Below are 18,251 nucleotides of genomic sequence, written 5' to 3'. Positions count from 1 at the left end.
GTGTCTTCCCCGAGGACGACCCCCGTACCCCGGAAGTACTTCGTCACGGGCGGTGCGGGATATGTCGGCAGCGTGGTCGCGGCACATCTGCTGGAGGCCGGTCACGAGGTGACCGTGCTGGACGACCTCTCCACCGGGTTCCGCGAGGGCGTCCCGGCGGGCGCCGACTTCATCGAGGGCCGGATCCAGGACGCGGCGAAGTGGCTGGACCCCTCGTACGACGCGGTGCTGCACTTCGCGGCGTCCTCGCAGGTCGGCGAGTCCGTCGCCAAGCCCGAGAAGTACTGGGACAACAACGTCGGCGGCTCGATGGCGCTGCTCGCCGCGATGCGTTCGGCAGGGGTGCGTACGCTCGTCTTCTCGTCCACCGCCGCGACGTACGGGGAGCCGGTCTCCACCCCCATCACGGAGACCGACCCGACGGCGCCCACCAGCCCGTACGGCGCCACGAAGCTCGCCGTCGACCACATGATCAGCGGGGAGTGCACGGCGCACGGTCTCGCGGCCGTCTCGCTGCGGTACTTCAACGTGGCCGGTGCGTACGGCAGTTGCGGTGAGCGGCACGACCCCGAGTCGCATCTCATCCCGCTGGTCCTCCAGGTCGCCCTCGGCGAGCGGGAGGCGATCTCGGTGTTCGGCGAGGACTACCCGACGCCGGACGGCACCTGTGTCCGCGACTACATCCATGTCGCCGACCTCGCCGGGGCCCATCTGCGCGCGCTGGACGCGGCCACCGGCGGCGAGCATCTGATCTGCAACCTCGGCAACGGCGCGGGCTTCTCGGTCCGCGAGGTCATCGAGACCGTACGCGCGGTCACCGGGCACCCCGTCCCCGAGGTCGTGGCCCCGCGCCGGGGCGGCGACCCCGCCGTCCTGGTCGCCTCCGCCGAAGCGGCACGCGACCGCCTCGGCTGGACCCCGAGCCGCGCCGATCTGGCGGGGATCGTCACGGACGCGTGGGCGTTCGCACGCCGGAAGGAGAACCAAGGGTGAGTGAGAGCGGTACGGGCGCGGGCGCCGGTGTGGACGTCGGTGAGACGGGCGTCGGCGAGACGGCGGTGGCCGAGGAGTTCCGGAGGCTGTACAGGGCCGCGCCGGAAGGCGTCTGGGCGGCGCCCGGACGGGTCAATCTGATCGGCGAGTACACCGACTTCAACGACGGCTTCGTGATGCCGCTGGCGCTGCCGCACCAGGCGGTCGCGGCGGTGTCCCGCCGTACGGACCGGGTCCTGCGGGTGCACTCCGCGGATGCCCCGCAGGGCGTCGTCCAGCTCGACGCCGACGCGCTCGTACCGCACTCCGACACCGGCTGGGCCGCCTATCCGGCCGGTGTCGTCTGGGCGCTGCGGGAGGCCGGGCACCCGGTCGCCGGCGCCGACATCCATCTGGCGTCGACCGTCCCGACCGGCGCGGGCCTGTCGTCCTCGGCCGCGCTGGAGGTCGTCACCGCGCTCGCCCTGAACGACCTGTACGGACTGGGCCTGTCGGCGCCCGAGCTGGCGGTGCTCGCGCAGCGCGCCGAGAACGACTTCGTCGGCGTGCCGTGCGGGATCATGGACCAGATGGCCTCGGCGTGCTGCACCGACGGACACGCGCTCCATCTGGACACCCGCGACCTCTCGCAGCGCCAGGTGCCGTTCGACCTGGCGGCCCGCGGCCTGGGGCTGCTGGTCGTCGACACCCGCGTCAAGCACGCGCTCGGCGACGGCGCGTACGCCGAGCGGCGCGCGGGGTGCGAGGCGGGCGCGCGGGCGCTCGGCGTGCGCGCGCTGCGCGATGTGGCGTACGAGGACCTGCCCGGGGCGCTCGACCGGCTGGCGGCGGCGGGCGAGAGCGAGACCGTACGCCGCTACGTCCGCCATGTCGTGAGCGACGACCACCGTGTCGAGCAGGTCATCGCGCTGCTGGACGCGGGCGACGTCCGCGCCGTCGGTCCGGTCCTGGTCGAGGGCCACGCCTCGCTCCGCGACGACCTGCGGGTCTCCTGCGCCGAACTCGACCTGGTGGTCGAGACGGCCACGGCGGCCGGCGCGCTCGGCGCCCGGATGACGGGCGGCGGCTTCGGCGGCTCGGCGATCGTCCTGGTCGAGGAGCCGGACGCGGACGCCGTGACCAAGGCGGTCACGGAAGCCTTCGCGGCCGCGGGCCACACGGCCCCGCGGGTCTTCCCGGCGATCCCGTCGAGGGGGGCGCACCGGCTGGTCTGAGGGGGCGTTCTGATCGGACGAGTGTCTTGATCGGGTCAGCATCCCGATCGGGTCAGCATCCCGATCGGGTCAGCATCCCGATCGGGTCAGCATCCCGATCGGGTCAGCATCCTGATCAGGTGAGCGTCTTGACCAGGATGTACTCCGTCACGCCCGGCGGGTAGTCCATGACCTCGCCGATGACCTGGTAGCCCTGCTTGCGGTAGAAGTCCGGGGCCTGGAAGTCCCAGGTCTCCAGGCGTGCCCGCGCGCAGTCGCGTTCCGTCCTGGCCGCGCGTTCCGCTTCGGCCAGCAGCCGGCTGCCCAGGCGGGCGCCGCGGTGCCGGTCGTCGACCCAGAGCAGATCCACATGGAGCCAGCGGGCCCAGGTGCGGCCGGCCAGGCCGCCGGCCAGCTCGCCCGTCGTATCGTCCAGCAGCCAGACGTGGAGCGGGACTTCCTCGCCCAGCGGACTGGTACGCAGCGCGCGCAGTACCGGTGAGCGGTGCGAGTTGGCCGCGCTCAGCCGTTCGCCGAGCGCGGCGTGCCGTTCCTTGTCGACTTCTGTCTCCATACGAAACATGGGGCCCACCATAAACAGGGCGGCCAACGAGTTCTGCGAATTTCCTTCCGCTTCGGGCCCGCGCCCGTACGCTGGGGAAAAGCACCGGTGGGGGCCGGTGCTGTTCAGGGGTGGAGACAAGTCGGGTACGACGCCCGGGGTGGGGCAGCGGTCATCAGGCGGCGGCGGCCGTGCCGTTGACCTGTCGCCCGGCACGCCGGGCGCCGTGCCCGCGATGTCCGCCACCCGCCTTCAGGGGGTGTCCATTGGTACGTATCCGGGTTCTCGTGGTGGACGACCATCGCATCTTCGCCGAGTCACTCGCCGCCGCGCTCGCGGCCGAGTCCGACGTGGATGTGTCGGCCGCGGGCAGCGGCCCCGCGGCGCTGCGCTGTCTCGAACGCGCGGCGGCGGAGGGGCGCAGGTTCGATGTGATGCTCGTCGACGCCGATCTGGGCACGGTCCCGGGGGCGGCCGGCGGTTCGGTCAACGGCGCGCTCAACGGGGCTGCGGGTGGTTCGGTCCACGGATCGCTCAACGGCTCGGTGAATGGGACGGTGGGCGGTTCGGTCAACGGGACGGCGGCGGGGCCGGGATCGGCCTCGGGAGCGGCTTCGGCTTCGGCAGGCGGGCCGGTTCAGGTGCCGGTCGCCCGTGCCGTGCCCGACCAGGGCGAAGTGGCCCTGGTCGACGGCATCTCGCTGGTCGCCGGGGTCCGTTCGAGCCAGCCGTCCGTCCGTACGGTCGTGCTCGCCGAGAAGGACGACCCGCACCGCGCCGCCCAGGCGCTCCAGGCGGGCGCCTCCGGATGGGTCGCGAAGGACTGCTCGCTGCAACGGCTGCTCGCCGTGATGCGGGGCGTCCTGCGGGACGAGACGCATCTGCCGCCCGCGCTGCTCACAGGTGTCCTGCGCGAGCTGACGGCCGCGCGGAAGCACCGTACGGAGAGCGAGCGGCTGGTCGAGTCGCTGACGCCGCGCGAGCGCGAGGTGCTGCGCTGCATGGTCGCGGGGCTGGGGCGCAAGGCCGTCGCCGAGCGCCTCTTCCTCTCCCCGCACACCGTCCGTACGCATATGCAGAACGTGCTCGGGAAGCTGGGCGTGCACTCCACGCTGGCCGCCGTCGCCCTGGCCCGCCGGGCGGGCGTCGGGCCGGTCGATCTGGTGCCGCCGCTAGGGAACGTTGTCGAACGGGGCGGTCAACTGGCGTAGCAGCCCGGCCAGTTCACCGCGCTGGGCGCGGGAGAGCTCGGCGAGGATCGCGCGCTCCTGGGCGAGCAGCCCGGCGAGCGCCTGATCCGCGCGGTCCCGCCCCTCGGCGGTGAGCCTGACCAGCACCCCGCGCCGGTCGCTGGGGTCGGGCAACCGCTCGACCAGGCGCTTCTTGGCGAGCCGGTCGATACGGTTCGTCATCGTGCCCGAGGTGACCAGGGTCTGGGTCAGCAGCTGGCCGGGCGAGAGCTGGTACGGGTCACCCGCGCGGCGCAGCGAGGTCAGTACGTCGAACTCCCACGGCTCCAGGCCGTGCTCCGAGAACGCGATACGGCGCGCGCGGTCGAGATGGCGGGCCAGTCTGCTCACGCGGCTGAGCACCTCGAGCGGTTCCACGTCGAGGTCGGGGCGCTCTCGGCGCCATGCTGCGACCAGTCGGTCGACCTCGTCCTCCATGACGATCAGTGTAGAGGGTGCCTCGACATGAAGTCTCTTGACGTCAAGATATGTGACGGTGCAGGGTGGGACATGACCGCCGTGGGCCGCTCCGGCGGTGTACTCCGCGACCGCGATGGGGGCTCCACCATGCACTCCGCACCGTCCCGTTCCTCCGCTTCCGCCGAGCCGCCCGCTCCGACGTGGGACCCGAAGCAGTACCTCAGGCACGCCGGCCATCGCAGCCGTCCGTTCCTCGATCTGCTGGCCCGTATCCCCGAGCTGCCCGCCGCCGACGGCGGAACCGTCAGGATCGCCGACCTCGGCTGCGGCCCCGGCAATGTCACCGCGCTCCTCGCCGACCGCTGGCCGGCCGCCCGGATCACCGGCTTCGACAACTCGCCCGAGATGCTCGACCGGGCCCGCGAGGAGTACGAGGGCCCGACCGCGGGCGGCGGCGCGCTGGACTTCCGGGCCGGTGACGCCGCGCACTGGACGCCCGGCGAACCGTACGGCCTGATCGTCTCCAACGCCGCCCTCCAGTGGGTGCCGAACCACCCCGACTCCTTCGCCGGCTGGATCGACGCGCTCGTCCCCGGCGGCACCTTCGCCTTCCAGGTCCCCGGCAACTTCACGGCGCCCAGCCACACCCTGCTCGCCGAACTGTGCGCGACCCCGCGCTGGCGCGAGCGTCTCGACCTCCCGGCCCGGCCGTCCGTCCGCGTCCTGGAGCCCGCGGACTACCTCACGCGCCTCTCGGACCTCGGCTGCACGGCGGACGTCTGGGAAACGACCTACCTCCAGCTCCTCACCGGCGAGGACCCGGTACTCGACTGGGTCAAGGGCACGGCCCTGCGACCCGTCCTCACGGCGCTGAAGGGCGACGAGGCGGCCACGGAGGAATTCACCTCCCAGTACCGCGACCTGCTCCGCACGGCCTATCCCGCAGGCCCGCACGGCACGGTCTTCCCGTTCCGCCGCATCTTCGCGGTCGCCCGCAAGGAGGCGTGAGGCGGTTGAACCGCCGGGCTCAGGCCCGCCGCTTCAGGGCGTCGAGAGTGATGTCCAGGTCGATGGTGAACGGGACACTGATCTTGAGACGGTCGTGGTGGATGCCCGTCAGCTTGTACGACTTGGAGAGCGGGTCCAACTCGTAGACGCGTACGACCGGATGCCGGTCGGAGCCGGCCACCTCGACCAGCCAGAAATTCGGGATGCCGGCCGCTGCGTACTTCTGCGGTTTGCTCTCGCGGTCGCGGGCCTCGGAGTCCGGGGACACCACCTCGACGGCAAGCAGAAGGTCGCTCGCCTGGAAGCGGGTCTGTTCCAGGTCGGTGGCCGCCTCGGCCCGGACAACGAGAACATCAGGCTCAGGGCCATTGCGGCGATCGAGGATCACGGTCATCTCGCGCTCGACCTCGACGTCCGATGGTGCTGAACGGCTCAGGCCAGTCACCAGCAGGTCGATCATTCGGGCATGAAAACGGCGCTGCGGCCTCGCGAAGACAAGGCTCCCGTCGATCAATTCCGTGTGCGGCGGGAGTCCTGGCAGGGTGAACAGATCGTCCACGGTGTAGCCGTCCTGCGGGGGCACAGGCCACTGGTGTGCGGCCTTGACTGGCTCTGCGGTCGTGATTCCTCCCATGGACGGAATGCTCGGCCCTGTTTCTCCACCGTAGCGGTGGAATACGACAATCGTCATCACAATGAGTGACCGTGCCCCCCCCGAGGCTGACCACCGTGATCGACGGCGCGACCGACCCCGCCCCCTCAGATCTTGCGGTGGCCTATCAGCCGAGGCTTCGGTTCCAGGTTCTCCAGGCCGTGCCAGGCCAGGTTCACCAGGTGCGCCGCCACCTCGGACTTCTTCGGGCGGCGCGCGTCCACCCACCACTGGCCCGTCAGCGCGACCATGCCCACCAGCGCCTGGGCGTACAGAGGGGCCAGCTTCGGGTCGAAGCCGCGGGCCTTGAACTCCATGCCGAGGATGTCCTCGACCTGGGTGGCGATATCGCTGATCAGCGAGGCGAACGTGCCCGTGGACTGCGCCACCGGGGAGTCGCGGACCAGGATGCGGAAGCCGTCCGTGTACATCTCGATGTAGTCGAGGAGCGCGAACGCGGCCTGTTCCAGCAGCTCACGGGGGTGGCCGGCGGTCAGGGCGCTGGTGACCATGTCCAGCAGCTGGCGCATCTCGCGGTCCACGACCACCGCGTACAGGCCCTCCTTGCCGCCGAAGTGCTCGTAGACGACGGGCTTGGAGACCCCGGCCTTCGCCGCGATCTCCTCGACCGACGTCGCCTCGAAGCCCTTCTCGGCGAAGACGGTGCGGCCGATGTCCAGCAGTTGTTCGCGCCGTTCCGCACCGGTCATCCGGACCCTGCGGGTCCGCCGCCCTCCCGTGGTCCGGCCCTTGTCGGTGCTGCCCTTGCCGCTCGTGCTGCCGTCGATCGCCACGGTGCCCATCATGCCTTGGCGGGTGCGCTCTTGCGGCGGGTGTCCAGCCGGGAAGCGCTCGGCCAGCGGACGTCGGACGCCCAGCCCAGCAGCTCGAACCAGCGGATGATCCGGGCGCTGGAGTCGAGCTGGCCCCTGAGCACGCCGTGCCGCGCGCTGGTCGGGTCCGCGTGGTGCAGGTTGTGCCAGGACTCGCCGCAGGACAGCACCGCGAGCCACCACACATTCCCCGAGCGGTCCCGGGACTTGAACGGGCGCTTGCCGACCGCGTGGCAGATGGAGTTGATCGACCATGTGACGTGGTGCAGCAGCGCCACCCGTACCAGCGAGCCCCAGAAGAACGCCGTGAACGCCCCCCACCAGGACATCGTCACCAGCCCGCCCACCAGCGGCGGGATCGCCAGCGAGACGACCGTCCACAGCGCGAACTGGCGCGAGACCGCCCGGATCGCCGGGTCCTTGATCAGATCCGGCGCGTATGTGTGCTGCGGTGTCTGCTCCTCGTCGAAGAGCCAGCCGATATGCGCCCACCACAAGCCCTTCATCAGCGCGGGCAGCGTCTCGCCGAACCGCCACGGCGAGTGCGGGTCGCCGTCCGCGTCCGAGTACTTGTGGTGCTTGCGGTGGTCCGCCACCCAGCGGACCAGCGGGCCCTCCACGGCGAGCGAACCGGCCACGGCGAGCAGGATCCGCAGCGGACGCTTCGCCTTGAAGGAGCCATGGGTGAAGTAGCGGTGGAAGCCGATGGTGATGCCATGGCAGCCGATGTAGTACATCGCCACCATCAGACCCAGATCGAGCCAGCTCACGCCGCCCCAGACCCACGCCAGCGGCACCGCCGCGAGCAGGGCCGCGAAGGGCACGACGATGAAGAGCAGCAGGGCGATCTGCTCGATGGACCCCTTGCTGTCCCCGCCGAGCGTGGCGGAGGGCAGCGGCGCGCCGTCGGCGCCCGGAGGAGTGGAGGAGGTGGGGGGAGTGGAGGGATCGTCGATCACGTCGGGGGGTGTGGGCATGAGGGGGTCCCCTGGGGTGAGGTATAGGTCAGAAGTGCGAATGGGGCAGAAGGTCGGATACGGGTGCGTAACCTACGGCATCGTAAGTATGGCAGCGCCATACGGCGCGGCAAGAGGCCTGTGGATAACACCAAGCGAAGGACACCTATCCTTGTTGTCGTCGGACAGCGCGGTCCGCGAGACCTTCTCCCGGAAGGTCTGACGCCTCCAGAACCCTCCAGACGTGCTTAAACACTGCAAGGAGCCGCACCTGTGAGCAGTGCCGACCAGACCCCATCCGCCAGCGCGGAGCTGCGCTCAGACATCCGCCGTCTCGGTGACCTCCTGGGCGAGACCCTCGTACGGCAGGAAGGCCCGGAGCTCCTCGACCTCGTCGAGCGGGTACGCGCGTTGACGCGCGAGAACGGAGAAGCCGCCGCCGAGCTTCTCGGTGACACCGACCTGGAGACCGCCGCCAAGCTGGTGCGCGCCTTCTCCACCTACTTCCATCTGGCCAACGTCACCGAACAGGTCCACCGCGGCAGGGAAATGCGCGAACGGCGCGCCGCCGAGGGAGGCCTCCTCGCCCGCACCGCGGACCGGCTCAAGGACGCCGACCCCGAGCATCTGCGCGAGACCGTCAAAAACCTGAACGTACGGCCCGTGTTCACCGCGCACCCCACCGAAGCCGCGCGCCGCTCCGTACTCAACAAGCTCCGCCGCATCGCCGAACTGCTCGAAGCACCCGTCATCGCCTCCGACCGGCGCCGCCACGACCTGCGGCTCGCCGAGTCCATCGACCTCATCTGGCAGACCGACGAACTGCGCGTCGTACGGCCCGAACCGGCCGACGAGGCCCGCAACGCCATCTACTACCTCGACGAACTGCACGTCGGCGCCGTCGGCGACGTACTCGAAGACCTCGTCGCCGAACTGGAGCGCGTCGGCGTCGAGCTGCCCCCCGGCACCCGGCCGCTCACCTTCGGCACCTGGATCGGCGGCGACCGCGACGGCAACCCCAACGTCACCCCCGAAGTCACCCGCGAAGTACTGATCCTCCAGCACGAACACGGCATCACCGACGCGCTCGAACTCATCGACTACCTGCGCGGCCTGCTCTCCAACTCCATCCGCTACACCGGCGCCACGGACGAACTCCTCGACTCCCTCCAGAACGACCTGGCCCGCCTCCCGGAGATCAGCCCCCGCTACAAGCGGCTCAACGCCGAAGAGCCCTACCGCCTCAAGGCCACCTGCATCCGCCAGAAGCTCGTCAACACCCGCGAACGCCTCGCCAAGGGCACCCCGCACGAGCCCGGCCGCGACTTCCTCGGCACCGCCGAACTCCTCGACGACCTCACCCTCATCCAGACCTCCCTGCGCCAGCACCGCGGCGGCCTCTTCGCCGACGGCCGCATGGACCGTACGATCCGTACGCTCGCCGCCTTCGGCCTCCAGCTCGCCACCATGGACGTCCGCGAACACGCCGACGCCCACCACCACGCGCTCGGACAGCTCTTCGACCGCCTCGGCGAGGAATCCTGGCGCTACGCCGACATGCCGCGCGAATACCGGCAGAAGCTCCTCGCCAAGGAACTGCGCTCCCGCCGGCCGCTCGCCCCCACCCCCGCCCCGCTCGACGCCGCCGGCGAGAAGACCCTCGGTGTCTTCCACACCGTCCGCCAGGCCTTCGAACGGTTCGGGCCCGAGGTCATCGAGTCCTACATCATCTCCATGTGCCAGGGCGCCGACGACGTCTTCGCCGCGGCCGTACTGGCCCGCGAGGCCGGACTCCTCGACCTGCACGGCGGCTGGGCCAAGATCGGCATCGTGCCGCTCCTGGAGACCACGGACGAGCTGCGCGCCGCCGACGTCATCCTCGACGAGATGCTCGCCGACCCCTCCTACCGCAGGCTCGTCTCCCTGCGCGGCGACGTCCAGGAGGTCATGCTCGGCTACTCCGACTCGTCCAAGTTCGGCGGCATCACCACCTCCCAGTGGGAGATCCACCGCGCCCAGCGCCGGCTGCGCGACGTCGCCCACCGGCACGGCGTACGGCTGCGCCTCTTCCACGGCCGCGGCGGCACCGTCGGCCGCGGCGGCGGCCCCTCGCACGACGCGATCCTCGCCCAGCCCTGGGGCACGCTGGAGGGCGAGATCAAGGTGACCGAGCAGGGCGAGGTCATCTCCGACAAGTATCTGATCCCCTCCCTGGCCAGGGAGAACCTGGAACTGACCGTCGCCGCCACACTCCAGGCCTCGGCCCTGCACACCGCGCCGCGCCAGTCCGACGAGGCGCTGGCCCGCTGGGACTCGGCGATGGACACCGTCTCGGACGCCGCGCACGCCGCCTACCGCGCGCTGGTCGAGGACCCCGACCTGCCCGCGTACTTCTTCGCCTCCACCCCCGTCGACCAGCTCGCCGACCTCCACCTGGGCTCCCGGCCCTCCCGTCGGCCCGACTCCGGCGCCGGACTGGACGGACTGCGCGCCATCCCCTGGGTCTTCGGCTGGACGCAGTCACGCCAGATCGTGCCCGGCTGGTTCGGGGTCGGCTCGGGCCTGAAGGCCCTGCGCGAGGCCGGACCCGACACGGTGCTCGACGAGATGTACGAGCACTGGCACTTCTTCCAGAACTTCCTCTCGAACGTCGAGATGACGCTCGCCAAGACCGACCTGCGCATCGCCCGCCACTACGTGGACACCCTCGTCCCCGACGAGCTGAAGCACGTCTTCGGCGCCATCGAGGCCGAGCACGCGCTCACCGTCCAGGAGGTGCTGCGGATCACCGGCGGCGAGAAGCTCCTCGACTCCAACCCAGTGCTCCAGCAGACCTTCGCGATCCGGGACGCCTACCTCGACCCGATCTCCTACCTCCAGGTCTCGCTGCTCGCCCGCCAGCGCGCGGCGGCGGAGCGGCAGGAGGCGCCCGACCCGCTGCTGGCGCGGGCACTGCTGCTGACGGTCAACGGCGTCGCGGCGGGGCTGCGCAACACCGGCTGACCGCGATCCGTACGTACGGATACGACGACCGCCCCCGGCCCGGGTTTCCGGACCGGGGGCGGTGTCGTACCCACGAGGTGCCCGCGCCTCAGAGCGCGAAGAACGTGGCCAGCAGCAGCGCCGCACCCGCCAGCGCCGTCCCCCAGGCCGTCCGGGTCATCCGCAGACCGCCGCCGATGACGAGCGAGGCCAGCAGCAGCGCCCCGCCCAGCGGCACCCACGCGTACAGCAGCCCCGCCGCGCCGGTACGGACCAGCTCATCGGTGTCCGGCTTCACCACGACCGGGAACCGCTCGCCCTTCTTGACGGCGACCGACTGCTCGATGGTCATCCCCGCGCGCGGACCGTCCGGGCCGTCGGGATCGTACGGCCCGGTACAGGTCCCGTCCTCGCAGCGGGCCACCGTGAGCGTGCCGTGCTCCCGGCCCTTGGCGAGCACCACATGGTGGGCGGAGTCCCAGGAGGTCCAGACGGCCGCGACGAGCAGCAGCGCGGCGACGCCGCCCATCACGGCCCGCCGGCCGAAGGAGAGCACGCGCCCGGAGGAGTTCCGCTTCCGCCGCGTCCGGCCTGTCGTCCGTCCCATAGGGCGGGATCTTTGGCCATGGGCATGCGCCCGGTCAACTCAGGGCTGCCGGAGAGCTGTCGGAGACGGGGGAGGATACGCGGGCTTGTCAGGAGTTGTACGTGCTCTGCGCGCGCTCAAGCCCCTCGATCACCAGAGCCTCCACCGCGTCCGCCGCACGGTCCACGAAGTACCCCAGCTCCTTGCGCTCCGCCGACGAGAAGTCCTTCAGGACGAAGTTCGCGACCTGCATCCGGCCCGGCGGCCGGCCGATCCCGAACCGTACCCGGTGGTAGTCGGGGCCCATCGCCTTCGTCATCGACTTCAGACCGTTGTGCCCGTTGTCCCCGCCGCCCAGCTTCAGCCGCAGCACGCCGTAGTCGATATCCAGCTCGTCATGGATCGCGACGATGTTCGCCGTCGGGACCTTGTAGAAATCGCGCAGCCCGGTGACCGGACCGCCGGACAGATTCATGTACGAAGCGGGCTTGGCCAGCACGACCCGGCGATTGGCGGGCCCCGGCGGCCCGATGCGGCCCTCGATCACCTGGGCCTGCGCCTTCTGCGCACGCTTGAAGGAGCCGCCGATACGCTCCGCCAGCAGATCGGCCACCATGAACCCGACATTGTGCCGGTTGGCCGCGAAACCGGGCCCGGGATTCCCCAGGCCCACGATCAGCCAGGGGGCGTTGGCATCCGTGGTCATCCGCGCTGCGTCTCCTCTGGATCAGCTGGATCAAGTGGATCGGGTGGATCAGGTGGATCAGGTGGATCGGGGGGCGTACGGACAGGCGAACGGGGTGGCGGGCCGAGGCCCGCCACCCCGTGGGGCACAGCGTACGGATCAGGCCTCGGCGCCCTCGGCCGCCTCGGCCTCCTCCGCGGACGGCTCCTCGGCCTGCGCGGCCAGGACCTGGATGACGACCGCGTCCTCGTCCGTGACCAGCGTGGTGCCGGACGGCAGCGGGACATCCTTGGCGACGATCGAGTCACCGGCGTCCAGACCCGCGACGGAGACCGTGACGGACTCCGGGATGTGGGTGGCCTCGGCCTCGACGGTCAGGGTGTTGAGCACGTTCTCCAGCAGGTTGGCGCCCGGGGCCAGCTCGCCCTCGGTGTGCACCGCGACCTCGACGGTGACCTTCTCGCCGCGCTTCACCGCGAGCAGGTCGACGTGCTCGATGTGGCCCTTGATCGCGTTGCGCTGGACGGCCTTCGGGATGACCAGTTCCTTGCGGCCCTCGATGTCCAGGGAGATCAGCGCGTTCGCCGTCTTCAGCGCCATCATCAGCTCGTGGCCCGGCAGGGTCACGTGGACGGTGTCGGCACCGTGGCCGTAGATGACGGCGGGGACCTTGTTGGCACGACGGGTACGGCGGGCGGCGCCCTTGCCGAACTCGGAACGGACCTCGGCGCTGATCTTCACTTCAGCCATGACGGCACTCCTCGTAGATGACAGGAAATCGGCCGTCACCCGGCCACGACAGGCCTGCTACGAAGAGCGCGTCGATAACGGACCGCCGCACATGAGTGCGGCCTCCCTCGCCGAGCAACTCAGTGAGTCTACCCGGCGGGGAGGCCGCCTCAGAAATCGATCTTGCGGGTACGGGGAGAGCGCGGCGCGCGGGAGTACGGGGCGCGCGGCGCGCACGTGCCCTTACGCCCGCGTGGTTACGCCTGCTCCTCGAAGAGGCTGGTCACCGATCCATCCTCGAACACCTCACGCACCGCACGCGCGATCGTCGGCGCGATCGACAGGACCGTGATCTTGTCGATGTCGAGATTGCCCGGGTCGGGCAGCGAATTCGTGAAGACGAACTCACTGACCTTCGAGTTCTTCAGCCGGTCGGCCGCCGGACCCGACAGCACCCCATGCGTGGCCGTCACTATGACGTCCTCCGCGCCGTGCGCGAACAGCGCGTCCGCCGCCGCGCAGATCGTGCCACCGGTGTCGATCATGTCGTCCACCAGGACACACACCCGGCCGGCCACATTTCCGACGACCTCGTGGACCGTCACCTGATTCGCGACGTCCTTGTCACGGCGCTTGTGCACGATCGCCAGCGGCGCCCCCAGCCGGTCGCACCAGCGGTCCGCGACCCGTACCCGGCCCGCGTCCGGCGAGACCACCGTCAGCTTCGACCGGTCCACCTTCCCGGCCACGTAGTCCGCCAGCACCGGCAGCGCGAAGAGATGGTCCACCGGACCGTCGAAGAAGCCCTGGATCTGATCCGTGTGCAGATCGACCGTCAGGATCCGGTCAGCCCCCGCGGTCTTCATCAGATCCGCGACCAGCCGGGCCGAAATCGGCTCCCGGCCACGGTGCTTCTTGTCCTGACGGGCATAGCCGTAGAACGGCACGATCACGGTGATGCTCCGGGCCGAGGCCCGCTTCAGCGCATCGATCATGATCAGCTGTTCCATGATCCACTTATTGATCGGAGCGGTATGGCTCTGGATCAGGAAGCAGTCCGCGCCGCGGGCCGACTCCTGGTAGCGCACATAGATCTCACCGTTGGCGAAATCGAATGCCTTGGTCGGCACAATCCCGACACCCAGTTGTTGCGCGACCTCCTCGGCCAGCTCGGGGTGGGCGCGGCCGGAGAAGAGCATCAACTTCTTCTCGCCGGTCGTCTTGATCCCGGTCACAGCACTGTCTCCTCAGACGTGTTGATGGCCGCTGCACCCGCGCGTCCCTGCGAGCCAGCCGAATCGTGCAGATATCACGTTACGCCGAGAACGGCGCATCTCTTTCCGGTCAGCTTTCGTTCTCGCCGCCCGGCAGCGTGGTCCCGGCCGCCTGAGCCGCCTGCGCGGAGGCACTCCCCGGCCGCTTCCTGGCCACCCAACCCTCGATATTCCTTTGCTGGCCACGGGCCACGGCCAGCGAACCCGGCGGAACGTCCTTCGTGATGACCGACCCGGCCGCCGTGTACGCGCCGTCCCCCACCGTGACAGGCGCCACAAACATGTTGTCCGAGCCCGTCTTGCAGTGTGAGCCGACCGTCGTGTGGTGCTTCGTCTCACCGTCATAGTTCACGAACACGCTCGCGGCGCCGATGTTCGTGTACTCGCCGATCGTCGCATCCCCGACATACGACAGATGCGGCACCTTCGTACCCTCACCGATCGTCGCGTTCTTCATCTCCACATACGTACCGGCCTTCGCCCGCACACCCAGCCGCGTACCCGGCCGCAGATACGCGTACGGCCCCACCGAGGCGGCCTCACCGATCTCCGCGCCGTCCGCCACCGTGTTGTCCACCCGCGCGCCCGCGCCCACCACCGTGTCCTTCAGCCGCGAATTCGGCCCCACCTCGGCACCCTCGCCCAGATGCGTCACGCCCAGCAGCTGCGTACCGGGATGCACGACCGCGTCCTGCTCGAACGTGACCGACACATCGACGAACACCGACGCCGGATCCACCACCGTCACCCCCGCCAGCATCGCCCGCTCCAGCAGCCGCCCGTTCAGCAGCCGGCGCGCCTCCGCCAGCTGCACGCGGTTGTTGATGCCCAGGATCTCGCGGTGATCGACGGCGACCGAGGCGCCGACGCGATGCCCCGCCTCCCGCAGGATGCCGAGGACATCCGTGAGGTACTCCTCGCCCTGGCTGTTGTCCGTACGTACCTTCCCCAGCGCGTCCGCCAGCAACGGCCCGTCGAACGCGAAGACACCCGAGTTGATCTCACGGATCGCGCGCTGCGCGTCGGTGGCGTCCTTGTGCTCCACGATCGCCGTGACCGCGCCACTCGCCCCGTCCCGGACGATCCGCCCGTACCCGGTCGAATCCGGGACCTCGGCGGTCAGCACCGTCACCGCGTTGCCGTCGGCGGCATGCGTCGCGGCCAGCGCGTCGAGGGCCTCGCCGGAGAGCAGCGGGGTGTCGCCACAGGCGACGATCACGGTCCCGTGCGGCGTGTCCCCCAGCTCCTGAAGGGCGATCCGCACGGCATGCCCGGTCCCGTGCTGCTCGGCCTGATAGGCGGTACGGACGCCGGCGTACGCGGCGGAGAGATGCCCCTCGACCTGCTCGCGGGCGTGACCGACGACCACGACGAGCTGCTCGGGGCCGAGCTCACGGGCCGCGGACACGACATGCCCGACGAGCGAGCGCCCGCAGACCTCGTGCAGAACCTTGGGAGTCTTCGACTTCATGCGGGTTCCCTCACCCGCTGCGAGAACGACGACGGCTGCCAGTGGGGTCTCCCCTGTTCGAGCGGAGCCGAGAACTCGGGGATGGTTGGCGCTCACGGGAATGCCCTTCGGCTTCGGGTGATGGACAACCGCAGGATACCGGTGGGTTTCGGGACGGAAACGAGGACGGGTCCTGACCGGCGAGGTCAGGACCCGAACTGCGCAGCTCCCCCATCAGGACTCGAACCTGAACAGGCGCAGTCAAAGTGCGCAGTGCTGCCGATTACACCATGGGGGATAGCAGGCCACTGCAAACCGGACATTCGGCTATTCGGTGCGAGCGGCCGCTCCTACTATGCCGTACCACCAGCCCTCGATGCGACGGTAAAGCTCGGCGCCTTGGGCGACCCGGATGACCAGGCAGCCCCGGTACGTCTCGCCGACATTCTTCCGTACCGTCTTGGGGTTGTGCTTCTTCAGGGTCGTCCTCTGGAAAGTGGACACATCGGCGCGGACCTGATCGGCCCAGTACTGCTCCGCGGCTTCCGTGTCGGCGGACTCATGGATCATCACGCGGTAGCGCACGCGGTCGCGCTCCACTCCGAGTAGGTCGAGCCAGGCGAGATACACCTGGATCATGCCGACGTCGCTGTTGACGAAGATGACGGTCTCTCGGCGGTCATATGGCTTGTCCTTGGTTCCTTCGGCCCAGTAGAGGCCGACGCCGAGCAGGAACAGCTCGCGATCGGACATCGCGCCGACCTCGGCCGCTGCATCCGCCTTCGTCTGCTGGCGCTTCTCGTCCCGTACCGCCAGCTCGTGGTCCCACCGCTTCCGGGCCGCCAGCTTCGCCTGCTCCGCCGTGTCGCGCCGCTCCGGCTTCGGCAGGTCTCGCACCCACAGTGAGATCGAACTCTTCGAGCAGCCCAGCTCTACCTGGATCTGGTCGTACGTGAGCCCCTTCAGGCGCAGCTCGCGTGCCTTCGCTCGCAGGTCGTCCTTGGCGTTCGGGCGTTTCGTCCAGTCAGGGGGCGGTTCCCCCTGGACGAGGCGGCCGAGGATGTCGTTGTTGTGGATCTTCAGACGGTCCCGGATCTGGCGCAGACTCAAGCCCTCCCGGCGCAGCGCGATCGCCTGCTCTCGGAGTCTTTCAAAGTCCGCGTATTTGCTGTGAAGGCTTGCCATGCGGAGATCGTCGTCCGGAATGCGGACGTCCGGCTCGAATGTGCGGGCGATTCACCAGTTCGAGCTATCGATGCGCGTTCCCCGCGTGTCACCTCACGGTCCGTGCTGCGGCGGTCGCCGGAAATTGGGGTGCGGGCGCCCTTAGTCTGGGAGACATGACCACAACGGGGGCACACCAGGACGCTGCGGGCGCGAACGCTCGCGGCTGGTGGTGGTGGGGACGACGGCGCAGCGCCGTGCTGGATGTGGGGCTGGCGCTGGTGTCGGCTCTGGAGTGCGGGCTTGAGGGGATCAGGTTCGCGGACACGGCCGTGCTGCCCGTGCCGGTGGGGGTGGTCTTCGGGCTGCTGGCCGGTGTGGTGCTGCTGGTGCGGCGGCGGTGGCCGTTCGCCGTGGTGCTGGTCGCGATCGCGATCACGCCGGCGGAGATGGGCTATCTGATGGGGCTGGTCGGGCTGTACACGCTCGCCGCCTCGGAGACGCCGCGCCGGATCATCGGCGCGCTGACCGGGATGTCGCTGGTCGGGACGCTGATCGTCACGTACGTACGGATGCGGCAGAACGTCGTGGCCGACTCGGGGCTCGACGCGGCGCGGTGGTACGTGCCCGTGGTCGCGGTGCTGATGTCGCTGGGGCTGACGGCGCCGCCGGTGCTGTTCGGGCTCTATGTCGGGGCGCGGCGGCGGCTGATGGAGAGCCTGCGCGAGCGGGCGGACAGTCTGGAGCAGGAGCTGTCGTTGCTGGCCGACCGGGCCGAGCAGCGTGCGGAGTGGGCGCGTACGGAGGAGCGGACGCGGATCGCGCGTGAGATGCATGACGTCGTGGCGCACCGGGTGAGTCTGATGGTGGTGCACGCGGCGGCGCTCCAGGCGGTGGCGTTGAAGGATCCGCCGAAGGCGGTGAAGAACGCCGCGCTGGTGGGTGACATGGGGCGGCAGGCGCTCACGGAGCTGCGGGAGATGCTCGGGGTGCTGCGGGCCGGGGAGCAGGTGGCGGCGCGCCAGGCGTCGGACGCGGTGTCGGCGGACGCTCCGGCGGCGGTGCCGCTGGCGGCTGTGGGTGCCGCGGCTGCGGCTGCCGCTGCTGCCGCGGCCGAGGACGGTCCGGGGATGGGGGATATCGAGGTGCTGGTGGGGGAGTCCCGGGACACGGGGATGGTCGTGGAGCTGACAGTGCAGGGCGAGTCCCGTACGTATGCGCCCGAGGTGGAGCAGACGGCGTACCGCGTGGTGCAGGAGGCGCTGACGAATGTGCTGAAGCACGCGGCGGGCGCGAAGGTGATGGTCCGGCTGGCGCACCGTGAGGGGGAGGTCGCGATGCAGGTGGAGAACGGGCCTTCGGACGGTGGCGCGCGGGATGTGGGGCTGCCGAGTGGCGGTAATGGGCTGCTGGGGATGCGGGAGCGGGTGACGGCGCTGGGCGGGGTGTTCGTGTCGGGGGAGACGGACGCGGGGGGTTTCCGTGTGTCGGCGGTGCTGCCGCATCGCCGGGCGGCCTGACGTCGTCCCTTCCTG

The 18,251-nt window shown here is 70.1% G+C and carries 17 protein-coding genes and 1 tRNA gene; 6 read left to right on the top strand and 12 right to left on the bottom strand.

The genetic code is table 11. The annotated features are described in order from the left end of the window. Both galE and galK read left to right on the top strand, forming a co-directional pair. Positions 1–993: a UDP-glucose 4-epimerase GalE gene (gene galE, locus IF11_RS0109805; protein WP_030351104.1), complete on the top strand. Its 993-nt coding sequence runs from the start codon at positions 1–3 to the stop codon at positions 991–993. A gap of 29 nt (positions 994–1,022) precedes the next feature. Beyond that, complete coding sequence (galK, locus tag IF11_RS0109800; RefSeq protein WP_078490611.1) at positions 1,023–2,207, top strand: galactokinase; 1,185 nt, start codon at positions 1,023–1,025, stop codon at positions 2,205–2,207. A gap of 115 nt (positions 2,208–2,322) precedes the next feature. On the opposite strand, the gene IF11_RS0109795 is transcribed toward galK, so the two are convergent. Next, the gene (locus IF11_RS0109795) at positions 2,323–2,769 is read right to left on the bottom strand and encodes a GNAT family N-acetyltransferase (RefSeq protein ID WP_030351102.1); all 447 of its coding nucleotides are present in this window, start codon (positions 2,767–2,769) and stop codon (positions 2,323–2,325) included. Positions 2,770–3,014: 245 nt separating this feature from the next. On the opposite strand from IF11_RS0109795, the gene IF11_RS0109790 reads away from it, so the two are divergent. Continuing rightward, complete coding sequence (locus IF11_RS0109790) at positions 3,015–3,959, top strand: LuxR C-terminal-related transcriptional regulator (protein ID WP_030351101.1); 945 nt, start codon at positions 3,015–3,017, stop codon at positions 3,957–3,959. On the opposite strand, the gene IF11_RS0109785 is transcribed toward IF11_RS0109790, so the two are convergent. Continuing rightward, positions 3,921–4,415, bottom strand: coding sequence for a MarR family winged helix-turn-helix transcriptional regulator (locus IF11_RS0109785; RefSeq protein WP_030351100.1), 495 nt, complete (start codon positions 4,413–4,415; stop codon positions 3,921–3,923). The genes IF11_RS0109790 and IF11_RS0109785 overlap by 39 nt on opposite strands. Positions 4,416–4,544: 129 nt before the next feature. On the opposite strand from IF11_RS0109785, the gene IF11_RS0109780 reads away from it, so the two are divergent. Continuing rightward, the gene (locus IF11_RS0109780) at positions 4,545–5,405 is read left to right on the top strand and encodes a trans-aconitate 2-methyltransferase (protein WP_030351099.1); all 861 of its coding nucleotides are present in this window, start codon (positions 4,545–4,547) and stop codon (positions 5,403–5,405) included. Positions 5,406–5,424: 19 nt separating this feature from the next. Here the strand turns inward: IF11_RS0109780 and IF11_RS0109775 are convergent, their stop codons facing one another. The 3 genes from IF11_RS0109775 to IF11_RS0109765 all read right to left on the bottom strand — a co-directional run bounded on the left by IF11_RS0109775 (position 5,425) and on the right by IF11_RS0109765 (position 7,867). Further along, positions 5,425–6,039: a Uma2 family endonuclease gene (locus IF11_RS0109775; protein ID WP_030351098.1), complete on the bottom strand. Its 615-nt coding sequence runs from the start codon at positions 6,037–6,039 to the stop codon at positions 5,425–5,427. A gap of 125 nt (positions 6,040–6,164) precedes the next feature. After that, positions 6,165–6,860 (bottom strand): TetR/AcrR family transcriptional regulator, encoded by a 696-nt coding sequence (locus IF11_RS0109770; RefSeq protein ID WP_030351097.1) that lies wholly within the window; start codon positions 6,858–6,860, stop codon positions 6,165–6,167. Further along, positions 6,860–7,867, bottom strand: a complete 1,008-nt coding sequence (locus IF11_RS0109765) for an acyl-CoA desaturase (RefSeq protein WP_030351096.1) — start codon at positions 7,865–7,867, stop codon at positions 6,860–6,862. The genes IF11_RS0109770 and IF11_RS0109765 overlap by 1 nt, the downstream gene beginning before the upstream one ends. 252 nt (positions 7,868–8,119) lie before the next feature. Here IF11_RS0109765 and ppc point away from each other — a divergent pair, with 252 nt between their 5' ends. Then, positions 8,120–10,849, top strand: a complete 2,730-nt coding sequence (gene ppc / locus IF11_RS0109760; RefSeq protein ID WP_030351095.1) for a phosphoenolpyruvate carboxylase — start codon at positions 8,120–8,122, stop codon at positions 10,847–10,849. 88 nt (positions 10,850–10,937) lie between these two features. Here the strand turns inward: ppc and IF11_RS0109755 are convergent, their stop codons facing one another. The 7 genes from IF11_RS0109755 to IF11_RS0109725 form a co-directional block, all read right to left on the bottom strand. After that, positions 10,938–11,435: a hypothetical protein gene (locus IF11_RS0109755; RefSeq protein ID WP_030351094.1), complete on the bottom strand. Its 498-nt coding sequence runs from the start codon at positions 11,433–11,435 to the stop codon at positions 10,938–10,940. Between the two features lie 88 nt (positions 11,436–11,523). Further along, positions 11,524–12,120 carry an aminoacyl-tRNA hydrolase gene (pth, locus tag IF11_RS0109750; RefSeq protein ID WP_030351093.1) on the bottom strand — a complete coding sequence of 199 codons (597 nt, stop codon included), beginning with the start codon at positions 12,118–12,120 and terminating at the stop codon, positions 11,524–11,526. A gap of 138 nt (positions 12,121–12,258) precedes the next feature. After that, positions 12,259–12,849 (bottom strand): 50S ribosomal protein L25/general stress protein Ctc, encoded by a 591-nt coding sequence (locus IF11_RS0109745; RefSeq protein WP_030351092.1) that lies wholly within the window; start codon positions 12,847–12,849, stop codon positions 12,259–12,261. A 236-nt stretch (positions 12,850–13,085) separates the two neighbouring features. Continuing rightward, positions 13,086–14,063, bottom strand: a complete 978-nt coding sequence (locus IF11_RS0109740; RefSeq protein WP_030351091.1) for a ribose-phosphate diphosphokinase — start codon at positions 14,061–14,063, stop codon at positions 13,086–13,088. 109 nt (positions 14,064–14,172) lie between these two features. Continuing rightward, a complete protein-coding gene (gene glmU / locus IF11_RS0109735) occupies positions 14,173–15,615 on the bottom strand; it encodes a bifunctional UDP-N-acetylglucosamine diphosphorylase/glucosamine-1-phosphate N-acetyltransferase GlmU (RefSeq protein WP_030351090.1) in 1,443 nt (480 codons plus the stop codon). Between the two features lie 163 nt (positions 15,616–15,778). Next, positions 15,779–15,850, bottom strand: a tRNA-Gln gene (locus IF11_RS0109730). Between the two features lie 29 nt (positions 15,851–15,879). Further along, positions 15,880–16,737: a hypothetical protein gene (locus IF11_RS0109725; protein ID WP_030351089.1), complete on the bottom strand. Its 858-nt coding sequence runs from the start codon at positions 16,735–16,737 to the stop codon at positions 15,880–15,882. Between the two features lie 155 nt (positions 16,738–16,892). Between IF11_RS0109725 and IF11_RS0109720 the strand changes: the two genes are divergently transcribed. Next, entirely contained in the window at positions 16,893–18,236 is a 1,344-nt protein-coding gene (locus IF11_RS0109720; RefSeq protein ID WP_030351088.1) for a sensor histidine kinase, read from the top strand. Positions 18,237–18,251 lie beyond the last annotated feature (15 nt).

Source organism: Streptomyces scopuliridis RB72 (assembly GCF_000718095.1).
In the GTDB taxonomy this organism is placed as follows: domain Bacteria; phylum Actinomycetota; class Actinomycetes; order Streptomycetales; family Streptomycetaceae; genus Streptomyces; species Streptomyces scopuliridis.
Note: the sequence above shows the minus strand (reverse complement) of the source record. Positions and strands in the feature narration are given on the sequence as shown.